This is a genomic window from Cytobacillus sp. FSL H8-0458, from assembly GCF_038002165.1.
GTDB lineage: Bacteria > Bacillota > Bacilli > Bacillales > Cytobacillaceae > Cytobacillus.
Window position 1 is genome coordinate 3,423,143 of sequence record NZ_JBBOBR010000001.1, and the last position, 13,756, is coordinate 3,436,898.

A 13,756-nucleotide genomic window follows, 5' to 3' on the forward strand; every position below is an offset into this window, starting at 1 on the left:
TTGTAACATTAAAAGTGACAGGCACCTATACCAGTTGGATAGAAGTGGTATAGGTGCCTGTCACCATCTGTTTTAACAGAAACTCCACTGAGGAGCAGCAGCTGCCGCTGTTTCTTTTAGCATGGTTCCATTCTTTGCAAAGTCTGTATGCCAGGAGAGGGCCTTTTCCAGTACGTGCGGAGTCTGGCCGCCTCTTGTGAGGGCTTCCCGGTAATATTCGCGAAGCTGGCCGCGGTACAGCGGGTGTGCGCAATTCTCGATAATCAGTTCGACGCGCTGCCTTGGAGCCAGACCGCGCAGATCTGCATATCCCTGTTCTGTCACAATGACATCGACATCATGCTCAGTGTGGTCTACATGGGAGACGAATGGGACGATGCTTGAAATCTTGCCGTCTTTGGCAATTGATTTTGTCACGAAGATCGCCAGGCGTGCATTTCTGGCAAAATCACCCGATCCGCCGATGCCATTCATCATTTTCGTTCCAAGGACATGGGTGGAGTTCACGTTTCCATAAATATCAATCTCCAGTGCTGTATTGATCGAAATCAAGCCGAGGCGGCGGATGATTTCAGGATGGTTGGAAATCTCCTGCGGACGCATTATTAAGCGCTCCCTGTACCGGTCAAAGTTCGTGAAAACCTCTTTCATTTTTGCATCTGATAAAGTGATAGAACAGCAGGACGCAAAGTTCACCTTTCCGGCATCCATCAAATCAAATACCGCATCCTGCAGCACTTCTGAATAGACTTCCAGATTCTCAAACTCAGAACCAAGCATTCCATGAAGCACAGCATTGGCCACCGAACCAATACCCGACTGCAGCGGTGCCAGGCTATTTGTCAGCCTCCCTGCTGTAATTTCCCCGCGGAGAAATTGCAGCAGATGCTGGGCCATGATGGCGGTTTCTTCATCCGGCGGCACGATCGTCGAAGGAGAGTCCTGCTGATTCGTGAATACGATTCCCCTCACCTTATCCAAATCCACTTTAATTCCTGGAGCGCCGATACGGTCGTCGGCTTTCGTCAGCGGAATCGGATTCCGCTTCCCCTGCCTGCCAGGTTCATATAAATCATGGAGCCCTTCCAGCTGTGTGGATTGGGCCAAATTGATTTCAATAATGATATGCCTGGCATTTTCCGCGAAAGACAGCGAGTTTCCGATAGAAGTAGACGGAATGATCAGCCCATCTTCCGAGATAGAAACCGCTTCCAAAATAGCGAAATCAATAGGATCCATAACATTGGCGCGGACAAGCTCTGCCGTGTGGGATAAATGCTGATCGACAAACAGGAAATCCCCCTGGTTAATCCCTTTCCTCATGGTCGGATCGGCCTGAAATGGCAGCCTTTTTCCCAAAATCCCTGCTTCCGCAAAAAGCTTATCCACATCAGACCCCAAAGAAGCACCCGTATAGACATTTACTTTAAAGCTCTCATGTCTGGCACGGTCAGCGAGCGCGAATGGCACCGCTTTCACATCACCTGCACGTGTAAAACCGCTTAACCCAAGAGTCATGCCATCCTTTATCCAGGATGCTGCTTCTTCAGGTGTAACTACCCGGTCATGCAGGCGGCTGTCGCGAATCCGTTCTAAATGTTTCTCCATGATGTTCATCCCCTCTATCAAGATATATGTAACCATTTTACCCGGATAAAGAGGGAGCCAGGAATTTTCCGATTATCTTACGGAAAATTCCGATAAAACAGCAAATTTCACAGCTGAAACAGAAAGAATTTTCTAAAAACCGAGCAATTTCCTGAAATAACTGGAATATGACTGGCTGACAGGCACCCGGTCCCCATTTTTCATGACGAGGAGAAAGGTGGAATGGGTATCAGGAAAGATTTCCTTGATATGATTGACATTTACAATGAATGAGCGGTGGCAGCGGATGAAACTGTCCTTCGGCAGCGAATACTCAAAATCCTGAAGCGAGTATTTATGAGTGCCTGAATGGCCGCCAGCATGTACATAGGTCTTCTTATCCTTTGCCTCAAGGCAGACAACTTCGGAAAAGGGAATGGGAATCCAGCCATCATTCGTTTTCATCGTCACAACCGATTTGCCGTCCGTCAGAGCCGGAAAAATGGCGGTTACACAGCCTTCAAGCTTCCCTTCATGCAAAAATGGCACGGCCATGCCGTGATACGGAACACCAAATACATCGCGGTCAATAAACTCCGACACTCTTTGCTGTGTCCCTAAAGCCTTATAGGCAATGGTCCCTTCCTTTACCATGTCCCCTGACCTGATTTTCAAATCGATGCGCTTGCTCGGCCGGTAATAGATATATTCACTCGTATTGGAAACCGCTATGGAAATCTCATCGGAAAACAGCTCTCCAATTACATCCAGCAGCGATACAACTGTAATGCTTTCCACGTTTTTTTCAGCACCTTTCATGATGATGGCTTTTTCTTATTTTACAAGTTTTCGGAGGGGGATTCACTTAATTTCTAATCATGACCGAAAAGGCACCGGCATAAAATAGAGAAGATTAGGGGTAAAGGAGGATGCTCGTATGCTGATTCGCCATCAGATGGTGGATAAAAAAGATGTCCGGTTTTGTGATGAAACCTTTAATTTGGAACAGGCGCTGCAGTTTTTAAATGAAACTGGCTACCGCTGTGTCCCTATTCTGGATGCCGCACATACAAAGTTTACCGGCAATATTTATAAGGTTGATATTTTAGAATATAAGGAGAACCATTCTTTGGATGAACCGATTACGGCTCTGGCTAAAGACCAGCAAACCATAATTGATGAGAATGACTCCTTCATGAAAGCCTTTTTCACACTGAAGAGATATCCTTATCTGCCGGTTAAAAATGACCATGGGCAGTTTGTCGGATTGCTGACACATGCGGCCGTACTGGAACTGCTGGAGGAAGCGTGGGGACTGAACCGCGGAAGCTATACGCTGACTGTGGGAAGCTATGGCACACAGGGAACATTGAAAAAGATAAGCAGTATTATCAGTAAGTATAGCGATATCCAGGGAGTCATCTCATTGGATTCATCCAACTTCCACGTCAGCCTGATCCGCCGTATCCTTTTTACATTGCCGAAGGATACGACAGAAGAAACCCTGGATAAAATCAAGAAAGAACTGGATGCAAATGGCTTCCGTGTGATCGGAGTCGAGTGTCATAATGGAGAATGCTGATAAAAGATGAAAAGCCGTTCCTTGAGGGAAACGGCTTTTTTCTTACCTTTGATTCCTATGAAAGAATTCCTGGTACCCGTAAATTATCCATGAATAAGAGGTGAAGAACAGGAAAATATGGATGGGCTTGAATTTTACAAGTTTGTATAAGTTAAACCTTTGGTACAGGTAATTTAGCGGGTATGCAAACAGCAGATCCATGATTGCATTTACTGTCAGGTACTTCTTGAAACTGCCAAAGGTGAAATGGAAGATCCAGAGGGTCCCGATAAAAAAAGGACCCAGTATGAAGGTGAGATCATTGAGCAATTTCTTGAAGTGTCCACCCTCCACTGTCCACCATTTAAAGGGAATGGCCAGAATGCTCATAATGAACACTAAAATTCCGGCAAAAACCGAGACGGTTGAAAATTTATTGAATGACTTTTTCGGCAGAAAAAATATGGTCAGCCAAGGAATGACCAAATGAAGCAGCCTGATCGCTGTAGTTGGTTTCATATAACCCCCCCTTATTCCATATTATGGTTTAGAGGGATTTGAATTATTCTCCATTTTTTTAAACAGCTGATTCTACCTTAAACATTCCATCCATCTTCCTGACAATCTCTTTTCCAATTTCTATGGAAGCCGTCGCGGCCGGGGATGGTGCATTTAAAACATGGATAGAGCGTTTGCCCGGCACAATGAAAAAGTCATCGACTAATGAGCCATCATCCTTCAGGGCCTGCGCTCTGACACCGGCCGGTCCGGGAACAATGTCATCCTTCTGAATGTCCGGCATTAGCTTCTGAACATTTTTCATGAAGAGCTCCTTGGATGCTGAGCGGATCATTTCTTCCACTCCTTCTTTCATATATTTCTTTGCGAGCTTCCAGAAGCCTTTATAAGCCATAACCTCCATCAGGTCTGCCACATTCAGATCAGTCTTTTTATAGCCCTCCCTTTTAAAGCTTAGAACGGCATTTGGACCCACATCAATGGCTCCGTTAATCATACGGGTAAAATGGACTCCAAGGAACGGGAAGTTCGGATTGGGCACAGGATAAATCAGATTTTTGACGAGGCTGCTTTTTTCCGGCTTGAGCATGAAATACTCGCCTCTGAATGGCACAATTTTGACATCTGTTTTCAATCCGGCAAGCTTCGCAATCCGGTCTGACTGCAGGCCTCCGCAGTTTACATAGTAAGCTCCCCTTACCTCTCCCCGGCTGGTCTTGACGATTACTTCCTGAGCATTTTCATCAATCGCCAGAACTTTATGATTCAGAAGGATGTCCCCGCCTTTTGCTGTAATGATCTCGGCCATTTTTACTGAAACCTGCTTATAGTTGACAATGCCGGCCATTGGCACGTGGATGGCCTTTTTTCCATTTACATGCGGCTCGATTTCATGGAGCTCCACCTGGTCAATCATTCGGATTGCAAGGCCGTTATCCAGCCCGCGCTGAAATAAATCGTCCAAAAGCGGCAGCTCGAAATCTTCGCTCGCGACAATGACTTTCCCGCAGATATCCACTTCAAGCCCCTGCTTCCGGCAAAATTCCGTCATGGATTCGCTGCCTTTTTTGGCAAGTCGGGCTTTATAGCTTCCAGGCTTATAATAGATTCCGGAATGGATGACTCCGCTGTTATGGCCTGTCTGATGGGCCGCCACATGGCTTTCTTTTTCCAGGATAGCCACTTTTGCAGATGGAAACCGGTTCAGCAGCTCCATTCCTGTTGACAGGCCGACAATCCCCCCGCCAATAATGATGTAATCATACATGATCCTCCACCCTTTCTCTTATTTATGATCAATCCCGCAGGCTTCTGCCAGTAATTCGATGATATGTACCACACGCACCTTCTCTTCAAGCCCCTCGCGTTTGACCCCTAGGCACATCTGCAGATGACAGCCAGGGTTGGACGTGACGATGGTATCTGGAGAGATGCTTTGGACATGTTCCATTTTGGCGTCGAGTATTTCCATGGACTCTTCATAGTGAACAATATTATAGATTCCTGCCGAGCCGCAGCACATATCCCCTTTCGGAAGCGGAACATATTTAATGCCTGGTATGCTTTCGAGGAGCTGAACGGGATCTTCGGCCACCTTCTGCACATTTAACAGATGACAGGATGGCTGATAGGTCACAGCACCTGAGAGTTCCCTGCTGAAACTGATTCCGAGTTTGTTCAGTATTACACTTACATCCTTATTCTTTTGTGCGAACACCCTGGCACGCTCTGCCCATTCCGGGTCTTCTGCGAGAAGGTGATCATATTCAACGAGCATTGCACCGCAGCCGCCAATCGCATTAACCACAAAATCATAGTTTCCTTTTTCAAAAGCTGCAATATTTTCCTTTGCCAGTTTCCTGGATGTTCCCGTATCTCCGCTATGGTTCTGAAGGGCGCCGCAGCAGGTCTGTTCCTTGATTACAGTGACCTCGCAGCCGGCATGCTGAAGCAGCTTGATGCTGAGGTCATTGATTTTGGCAAAAAACACATCCATAATGCATCCTGTAAAAAAAGCGACGCGGGCTTTCGGCTTGCTCTCCGGCATGACGATTCCAGATCTCAGCTGCTTATTGGGCATTTCCACAGCGGGTGTGATTTCTTCAAAAGCGCGCAGCTGTTCGGGAAGAATACCCAGCACTTTGCTTTTGCGTGCAAATGAATCCATGCCCGTTTTTTGATATGCCCGAAGTGAGGCTCTCATGGCTGCGAGCAGCTTCTTATTCGGCAATGCTTTCTGCAGAGCCATGTTTTCCATGAACGGAGCGGGTGCTTCGGCAACTTTTACTTCATTAAATGATTCGAGAATTTTTCCATATTGAACATTGGTTGGACATGCCGTCTCACAGGCGCGGCAGCCAAGACAGAGCTCCATCGAGTCGGTGATTTCATTGATGGTTATTTTCCCTTCCGCCGCCATTTGCACAAGATTGATCCGGCCCCTTGGAGAGTGCCTTTCCTTCCCCATAGTGGCGTATGTGGGACAGGCCGGGAGACAATAGCCGCACTGGACACAATCGAATGTTTCTTTATAGGCGAGCTGGCTAGTCATGGACTAACACCAGCCTCTGCCCTTTTGTCTCGGGAAAAATCTTCCCCGGATTCATTATGTTGTTTGGATCCCAAGCTTTTTTCATTCGTTTCATCATGTCCAGCCCTGCTTCACCAAGCTCCATTTCCATAAACGGTGCCTTCATAGTCCCGATTCCATGCTCGCCTGAGAGAGTTCCCCCTAATTCAATCGCTGCTGTAAAAATTTCTTCGACCGCTTTTTCCACCCGCTTCATTTCTTCTTTATCCTGCTTATCTGTAATGATATTTGGATGCAAATTCCCATCACCTGCATGGCCGAATACCACTAAATCAATTTCATATTTTGCTTTGATTTCCTGAAGCCTTCTGAACATTTCAGGAATCTTGCTTCTTGGAATTGTGGCATCTTCGGAAATTTTCGTCGGCTTTTTCCTGACGATGGCCGGAGAAACGAGTTTTCTGGCTTTCCATAGGCTTTCAGCAGATTCCTTATCCCTGGCGATGATCGCTTCCCTTGCCCCAACATCCAGGCACACCTTCTTCACCTGCTCGCTTTCTTCCCTGATAGCGATTGGGTGGCCATCAAGCTCAATCAGGATAATGGCATCCACATCAATTGGAAGACCGATCGGCTGAAACTCTTCCACCGCCTGGATCGAAGCCTGGTCCATGATTTCCATTTTGGATGGCAGGATGCCGGATGTGAGCACCGCCGAGATGGCTTTTCCAGCATCAATAATGTCATCAAAAATGACCATCATTGTCTGGGTTGCCTGCGGTCTTGGAATCAGCTGGAGAGTGGCCTCTGTGATGATGCCAAGTGTCCCTTCCGATCCGACAATCAGCTTTGTCAGGTCATAGCCGGTCACATTCTTTACCGTCCTGCCGCCTGTCCGGATAATCTCCCCTTCCGGCGTTACAACCTCCAGCCCCAGCACATAATCTTTTGTTACTCCGTACTTTAAACCGCGTGGCCCGCCTGCATTCTCGGCGAGGTTCCCTCCGATTGTGGAAACATGGGAGCTGCTTGGATCTGGCGGATACATCAGCCCATGCCGCTGTGCTTCACGGTCAATATCAGCTGTAATGACCCCGGGAGATACAATTGCAACGGTATCCTCAGGGTCGATGATCAGCTTTTGGGTCCACCTGGAAAAATCAAGCACCATCCCGCCATGGACCGGAAGCGGGCCTCCGCTCAGACTCGTTCCCCTGCCTCTTGGATAGACGGGGATTTTCATTTCATTTGCCAGCTTTACAATGCCTGCTGTTTCCTCAGTCGAAACCGGCTGCAGAATGATCTCAGGGATATAGGCTCCAAATGAACCGTCATATGAGTAAGAGACCAGGTCCGCTTTCTCAAGCAGAATGTGCTTTTCTGATCTCATGATGCTTCTAAGCCGGTCAACAATCTGTTCGGTGATCACAATAGCACCTTCTTTCCTTCCCCTTCATTCACTTTTAGCTTCTTCGTCACATTTTCAAGATGGACTTGCATCGCCTTTGCTGCTTTTCCTTCATCCTGTTCTTTAATAGCCGTAAAAATGGTCATATGCTCCCGAAAAACCTGTTCACGCTTTGCCGGAAGACCGACGTTTTTCTGGAGGGAAAAGGCAATCGCTTTCCGATACAGATCATCGATATTTTCCATAACCTGGATCATGAAACGATTTTTCGTCGCAGTAATCAGGTGTTTATGAAAATTAACATCTGCCTGATCACCTACCGCATCGGGATTAGACAATGTGATTTCAAATTGATCGAGGGCTCCCTTTATTTTTTCCAGGTCATCCTCATCACGACGCAAGGCAGCAATTGCTGCTGCCTGGGTCTCCATAATCATCCGCATTTCCAGAAGCTCAAAAACCTGTTCCACGGGAATATATTCAATTGCTAACGAACCAAGCATGTCTGCCATATTTATTTCCTTGACAAAGCTGCGGCCGCCCTGCCTGGATTCAATAATTCCGCTGGCAGATAAGACACTCAATGCTTCTCGAACAGGCGCACGGCTGACGCCAAACAGCTTGGCCAGTTCATTCTCGGATGGCATCGGCTCATTCGCCGGGAACTTGCCACCCTTTATCATTTCCTTCAGCTGATCCAATACTTGTGCCGAGATTTTTTTTCGTTCGATTTTCATTGATGCCAGCTCCTTAAATGGTGATTTCGACTGAACTGCTTTTCTTTACTCTAATGATATGGAAGAGAATCGCGAACACGCAAAGACCGAGTCCGGCAATATCCGTGATCATGCCTGGCTTAATCAGCATTAAAGCTCCGGCAAACATTAGGACTCTTTCAACAATCGTCAGCTTGGCATTCAGGTAGTTTCCAAGTGAACTTGCCAGTGCGTAAATGCCCAGCGTGCTTGTGATGACCACAAGCGCGACTGATAAAATGGATATCGTTTCTCCCTCTGCTGCCTGAAGCAGAATGATAGGATTATAGGCTATCATGAATGGGATGATAAAGCCCGGAAGTGAGATTCTAAGCGCTTCCCATGATGTCTGCATCGCATTGGCTCCGGCCAGTCCCGCTGCAGTATAAGATGCCAATGCCACAGGCGGCGTAATGTTGGACAATGCACCAAACCAGAACACAAAGAAGTGTGCCGCAATCGGGTTAACGCCCGCTTCCACAAGGGCTGGAGCAGCTGTAACCGCAACAACGATGTAAAGTGCTGTGGATGGAAGCCCCATGCTTAAAACGATGCAAGTAAGCATAACGACGATTAAAATCAGCCAAAGCTGACCGCCGGTTAATTCGACAATATTATAAGCTAATGTAGATCCAATTCCCGTCATAGTAACAACGCAAATGATGATTCCAATGGCGGCGCAGGCAATCCCGACTTGAATCGTCCCTCTTCCGCCTTCGATAAATGCCTCAATTGTTTTAGAAATAGTGATTCTTGATGATTTATCCTTTGCCAGCCAGCTCGCAATGATGACTGCGCCGATTCCGGCAAATCCGGCAAAAAGGGCTGTTTTTCCCATTAAAAGTGTTGTGATAACGACGATAATCGGGATAAGGAGAACCCCGCGTTCCTTCAGGATTTGGACTACATCCGGAATATTCTCTTTGCTGATGCCTTTTAATCCAAGCTTTTTCGCCTCGATGTCGATGGCAAAAATCAGCGCGATATAATAGAAGAAGCTTGGTATAATGGCTGCCAGGATAACAGTAGTATAAGAGATTCCAAGGAATCCGGCCATGATGAAGGCCGCAGCACCCATAATCGGCGGCATTATCATACCGCCAGTTGAAGCAGCTGCTTCTACGGCACCGGCAAACTTAGGCTTAAGACCAATGGATTTCATTAAGGGAATTGTAAACGCTCCTGTTGTGGCAACGTTAGCCACTGCACTTCCGCTCAACGATCCTGTCAGTGCACTGGAGATGACCGCAACCTGAGCCGGGCCTCCGCGCTTTCTTCCTGCAATGGCAAGGGCAAGATCATTGAATAGCTGGGTAGCGCCGCTGACAGACAGGAATGCCCCAAACAGGACGAACATGACGATAAACGTGGAAGCCGTTGAAAGCGTTAATCCCAGTACACCCTCAGTTGTCATATAAAGACGGTACAGAAGGCGTTCCAGTGAAAAGCCGGCATGTCCGAATATCCACGGGAAGTATGTGCCAAAAAGGGCATATACAATAGCGCCTCCGCACAGGATCGGAATAAAGATACCAACTGCGCGTCTTGAAGCTTCGAGCAGAACGATGATCGTTATAGCTCCAAAGATATAATCAATCATAATCGGCTGGGAGCTCCGGTCCACATGTATTGTTGTGTAATTCAGAAGCAGGTAGCCAAGGCCTGCAAGGGCAAGGGCCGCAAATAAGTAGTCAGGTAAAGTAAACCTCTTTTGATTGGACGATTTGCCGGCGGGATAGTACAAAAAAGTCATCACCAGCAGGATGCCCAAGAAGATCAGGTTTCTGTAGATCTCTTGAATATTGGATAATCCATTGGAATAAATGGCAAAAGCAGAAAACAGTACAGCAATGGCGGCAGCAGTTTTTTTGTATGGCCCCTCAAGCAGGCGCATACCTCCGCCTGCTTCTTTATCCAAATCAATGGGCTGTACAATGGGTTCGCTTGATTTTGTCATCATGTTCCCTCCTTTATTTTGCTTCCGGTGGAATTAGATTTTCAGGTATATCCAGACCAGCTTCTTTGAAATATCTGTAGGCTCCTGCATGCAATGGCACAGATACACCATCAAGGGCCGTTTCCAGAGTCATTTCCTTGGCAGAGCTATGAACCTCATACATTTCATCAAGATTCTCATAAAGCGTTTTAGTTAAAATATAGATTGTTTCTTCATCCATTTGTTTCGTTGTGGATAAAAGGTTCGGCTGGGCAATGGTGTTGATATCTTCGTCAATTCGAGGATAAGTGCCTCCAGGAATCACATAGCGGTACCAGCTGTCAGATATTACATTAATGGCATCCAGCTGCTCATCGGTTACTTCCAAAATCGAGGCTTTCACATTACTTGCATACATATCTGTTACAGCGGAAATCGGGATTCCTGCCGGAAGCGATCCTCCGTCCAATCTCCCGTCACGCATTGCTGAAACCGTGTCACTGTAACCCAGATACTCAGGAGAAATATCTTTTTTCGTAAGACCAAGGCCATCCATCATCACGACTGTGGATTGCTCCGTGCCGCTTGCCTGCGGCCCTACTGAAAAGCGGGTTCCTTTTATATCGTCAATCGTCCCGCTTTTGATGTCACTGTTCATCAGCACGAAATGCTCCACATTTGGCCAGAGCATGGAAATCGTGCGGAGATCCTCGTATCGCTTCCCTTCAAAGGAGTCGTCTCCGGCATAAGCCTGAGAAGATATTAATCCCTGAAGAATTGCAAGCTGTGCTTCCCCTTCACGCAGAAGTTCAATATTTTCAATAGATCCGGCAGAGGACTGTCCGCTTGCCTGGATTTTTTCACCCTTTAAATGACTGCTCCAGATGTTAGCCATTCCAACTCCTATCGGGTAATATGTACCTCCGGTTGAAGCGGTCGCAACGGAGACGAATTTTTTATCCTCATTCTCGGCCGCTGTCCTCACGCCCACAATGGCAATAAAGACAAGTGCCAGGACCGATATGATAATCTTCCACTTCTTTTGAATCATAAAATCCTCCCTTTCCAAGTAATTATGTAAGCGCTTTTTCCAAACTTGTATTACAAGTATACAAGATTACATGTTTTGAATTCAATTAAAATTCTGATTTTTCTTTTTGTTTTGTGGAATTGTATGCTAGATTCCTTGAGAATACAGGGGTTTCTGAATTGAAAATAGGAAAATTTACCTTGTGGGGATTTAAAAGGTTATTCTATTTAAATTAGACTGGGCTGGGGGGCTGGCGCTTTCTTTATTTAAAGCGTGATGGGGTTCGGACTCTGGGTGCCCGGGTTCGGCTTTCCCTGTCCGAAGTTGGGCCGGGTTCGGACTCTGGGTGCTCGATTTCGGCTTTCTCTGTCCGAAGTTGGGCCGGGTTCGGACTCTAGGTGCCCGGGTTCGACTTTTTCTGTCCGAAGTTGGGCCGGGTTCGGACTCAAACGCCCCGATTTCTTCTACTCTGTCTGAAGTGCCATCAGGGTTTAGACTGCTCCCTCTAAAAAAAGGCCATTCCCCTTGTTTTAAAGGGAATGACCTTTCTGTTATAGCAGCTTGCCCATATAGTATTCATCCACAAATTGGCCGTTTATCATAAGCGAGTGTTTTTTGGTGCCTTCGATCTGGAATCCAGCCTTTTTGTAGAGGGTGACACCGGCCTGATTATGGATAACTGTTGTAAGCTCCAGCCTGTGGATATTGTGTTCACGCGCCCAGCGGTCCAGTTCCTCAAACAGCATAGTGCCGATGCCCCGTCCTCTGTGTTCCCTGAGAATGCCTGCAACGAGATAGGCTGAGTGCCGGTTTCTCTTTGCTGCACCGCCAATCACCATTAAGAAGCCGATCAATCTATTATTCTGTTCCGCTACAATTATGGTTGAATGATTTTCTTTTTGGACGGTCTCGATTCTTTTACGCTGCGCCTCAGCTGACGTCTGCCTTTCACCTGGCTCAAATAGCATGTAGTCTGATTCGTTTTCTACTTGGGTAATTAGATTTGCCAGGGACTGGGCGTCTGTTGGGGTAATGTGGCGGATAATCATGAAGACTGCTCCTTTTTCTATTTTTTCATAAGTCCTTCAACAAAATCTTTCAAAACATGCACACCATATACACAGTCATTTAATGTCGTCCATTCCCGCGGATTATGGCTGATGCCATCCCTGCTGCGGACGAACAGCATGGCGGCTGGCACTTCAGTTCCGACTATCATGGTGTCATGGCCGGCACCGCTTGGGATGTAAACGGGTTTAATTTTGAACTTGGCAAGAGATTCTGCTATACCCGCCTGAAGCCTTTCTTCAATTGGCAATGGTTTAATTTTGGCATTCAGTTTCATTTTCACGTCAATACTTCGTTCGTCTGCTATTTTTCGGGCTTCGATCTTAATGTGTTCAAGCAGCTGATCACGGGTTTCTTCAAAAATATCCCGGATATCCACTGTTAATATTACTTCCTGTGCGATGACATTAAAGCCATTTGGATGCACGTTCAGCTTGCCGACAGTGGCAACAGCTGTATCACTGACCTGCTTCGGGAAGTTCTCGATGGCCGCTACAAACAATGAGGCAGCCACTAATGGATCTCTGCGACCGGCCATCGGCGTATTTCCTGCATGTCCAGCTTCTCCTGTAAAAGTAACCTCCAGCGAGGCTGGGCCTGCAATTCCTTTTACCACTCCAACTGGCTGGTTCTCTCTTTCCAGTACCTTCCCCTGCTCGATATGGACTTCCACAAAGGTTTCGATTTCACGCCTGTTTTTTCCTGCATCTAAGCACTCTTCCGCACTGCTGCCATATTCGGTCAATACTTCCCGAAACGACTTGCCATTTTCATCCCGCAGGCTATCCATTTCCTCCTTCTTCAGCTGACCCATAAATGCCCGGCTGCCTGTTAAGCTGCTCTTGAATCTCGAACCCTCTTCATCTGAAAAAATCACAATCTCATACGGTTTCTCCGGTATGTATCCTGTTTCTTTCCATGACTCTGCAACTTCCAATGCTGAAAGAACCCCTAACGGCCCATCAAAGTGCCCTCCATTTGGAACACTGTCAACATGGGAACCTGAAGCGATTGAGGACCCTGCTGTTTTACCTTCCAATCTGCCGAATACATTCCCTGCTCCATCTTCAGTCACAGTAAGATCAGCGTTTTTCATCCACTGGATTACTAGCTCTTTCGCTTTTTTCTCTTCGGCAGAATAACCGGGGCGGGTCAGCCCGCCGCTGTCCATGAGGCCTATCCTTGAAAGCTCATCAAGTCTTAAGGCCAATCTTTCGCCGTTTACACCCGAATGAGTAAGTTCTTGGTCATAATCTTTTAATAACTGTTCATAAAGGTTCATAGGTTTCACTCTTTCTTATTTTTTGGATACTGTTAACACTGTGAGATTACTGGAATGTTGATTCGCCAGGAAGTGACCGA

The 13,756-nt window shown here is 46.9% G+C and carries 12 protein-coding genes; 1 reads left to right on the forward strand and 11 read right to left on the reverse strand.

The features are described from left to right. Positions 1–72 precede the first annotated feature (72 nt). Together NYE23_RS16880 and NYE23_RS16885 are read right to left on the reverse strand one after the other, a co-directional pair. On the reverse strand, positions 73–1,608 hold the full coding sequence (locus NYE23_RS16880) for an acetyl-CoA hydrolase/transferase family protein (RefSeq protein ID WP_341079441.1): 1,536 nt from the start codon (positions 1,606–1,608) through the stop codon (positions 73–75). A gap of 132 nt (positions 1,609–1,740) precedes the next feature. Beyond that, on the reverse strand, positions 1,741–2,385 hold the full coding sequence (locus NYE23_RS16885) for a LytTR family DNA-binding domain-containing protein (RefSeq protein ID WP_341079442.1): 645 nt from the start codon (positions 2,383–2,385) through the stop codon (positions 1,741–1,743). Positions 2,386–2,524: 139 nt separating this feature from the next. On the opposite strand from NYE23_RS16885, the gene cbpA reads away from it, so the two are divergent. Beyond that, positions 2,525–3,169 (forward strand): cyclic di-AMP binding protein CbpA, encoded by a 645-nt coding sequence (gene cbpA / locus NYE23_RS16890; RefSeq protein WP_341079443.1) that lies wholly within the window; start codon positions 2,525–2,527, stop codon positions 3,167–3,169. Between the two features lie 42 nt (positions 3,170–3,211). On the opposite strand, the gene NYE23_RS16895 is transcribed toward cbpA, so the two are convergent. From NYE23_RS16895 to NYE23_RS16935, 9 genes are all read right to left on the reverse strand, one after another. Then, complete coding sequence (locus tag NYE23_RS16895; RefSeq protein ID WP_341079444.1) at positions 3,212–3,667, reverse strand: hypothetical protein; 456 nt, start codon at positions 3,665–3,667, stop codon at positions 3,212–3,214. Positions 3,668–3,725: 58 nt separating this feature from the next. Next, positions 3,726–4,934 carry an L-2-hydroxyglutarate oxidase gene (gene lhgO / locus NYE23_RS16900; protein WP_341079445.1) on the reverse strand — a complete coding sequence of 403 codons (1,209 nt, stop codon included), beginning with the start codon at positions 4,932–4,934 and terminating at the stop codon, positions 3,726–3,728. 18 nt (positions 4,935–4,952) lie between these two features. Next, complete coding sequence (locus NYE23_RS16905; protein WP_341079446.1) at positions 4,953–6,218, reverse strand: (Fe-S)-binding protein; 1,266 nt, start codon at positions 6,216–6,218, stop codon at positions 4,953–4,955. Further along, entirely contained in the window at positions 6,211–7,626 is a 1,416-nt protein-coding gene (locus NYE23_RS16910) for an FAD-binding oxidoreductase (protein WP_341079447.1), read from the reverse strand. The genes NYE23_RS16905 and NYE23_RS16910 overlap by 8 nt, the downstream gene beginning before the upstream one ends. After that, positions 7,623–8,342 carry a FadR/GntR family transcriptional regulator gene (locus NYE23_RS16915; RefSeq protein ID WP_341079448.1) on the reverse strand — a complete coding sequence of 240 codons (720 nt, stop codon included), beginning with the start codon at positions 8,340–8,342 and terminating at the stop codon, positions 7,623–7,625. Before NYE23_RS16915 ends, NYE23_RS16910 begins: the two co-directional genes overlap by 4 nt. Before the next feature lie 13 nt (positions 8,343–8,355). Beyond that, complete coding sequence (locus NYE23_RS16920) at positions 8,356–10,317, reverse strand: TRAP transporter permease (RefSeq protein ID WP_341079449.1); 1,962 nt, start codon at positions 10,315–10,317, stop codon at positions 8,356–8,358. A gap of 13 nt (positions 10,318–10,330) precedes the next feature. Beyond that, positions 10,331–11,347, reverse strand: coding sequence for a TAXI family TRAP transporter solute-binding subunit (locus tag NYE23_RS16925; RefSeq protein ID WP_341079450.1), 1,017 nt, complete (start codon positions 11,345–11,347; stop codon positions 10,331–10,333). Positions 11,348–11,877: 530 nt separating this feature from the next. Continuing rightward, positions 11,878–12,375, reverse strand: coding sequence for a GNAT family N-acetyltransferase (locus tag NYE23_RS16930; protein ID WP_341079451.1), 498 nt, complete (start codon positions 12,373–12,375; stop codon positions 11,878–11,880). A 17-nt stretch (positions 12,376–12,392) separates the two neighbouring features. Further along, a complete protein-coding gene (locus NYE23_RS16935) occupies positions 12,393–13,676 on the reverse strand; it encodes a M20 family metallo-hydrolase (RefSeq protein WP_341079452.1) in 1,284 nt (427 codons plus the stop codon). Between the last annotated feature and the right edge of the window lie 80 nt (positions 13,677–13,756).

Bases quoted from the DNA above. Each gene is read 5' to 3' on its own strand.
- NYE23_RS16880 (WP_341079441.1), bottom strand. From the start codon at position 1,608: ATGGAGAAACATTTAGAACGGATTCGCGACAGCCGCCTGCATGACCGG.
- cbpA (WP_341079443.1), top strand. From the start codon at position 2,525: ATGCTGATTCGCCATCAGATGGTGGATAAAAAAGATGTCCGGTTTTGT.
- NYE23_RS16895 (WP_341079444.1), bottom strand. From the start codon at position 3,667: ATGAAACCAACTACAGCGATCAGGCTGCTTCATTTGGTCATTCCTTGG.
- lhgO (WP_341079445.1), bottom strand. From the start codon at position 4,934: ATGTATGATTACATCATTATTGGCGGGGGGATTGTCGGCCTGTCAACA.
- NYE23_RS16905 (WP_341079446.1), bottom strand. From the start codon at position 6,218: ATGACTAGCCAGCTCGCCTATAAAGAAACATTCGATTGTGTCCAGTGC.
- NYE23_RS16915 (WP_341079448.1), bottom strand. From the start codon at position 8,342: ATGAAAATCGAACGAAAAAAAATCTCGGCACAAGTATTGGATCAGCTG.
- NYE23_RS16920 (WP_341079449.1), bottom strand. From the start codon at position 10,317: ATGACAAAATCAAGCGAACCCATTGTACAGCCCATTGATTTGGATAAA.
- NYE23_RS16925 (WP_341079450.1), bottom strand. From the start codon at position 11,347: ATGATTCAAAAGAAGTGGAAGATTATCATATCGGTCCTGGCACTTGTC.
- NYE23_RS16930 (WP_341079451.1), bottom strand. From the start codon at position 12,375: ATGATTATCCGCCACATTACCCCAACAGACGCCCAGTCCCTGGCAAAT.
- NYE23_RS16935 (WP_341079452.1), bottom strand. From the start codon at position 13,676: ATGAACCTTTATGAACAGTTATTAAAAGATTATGACCAAGAACTTACT.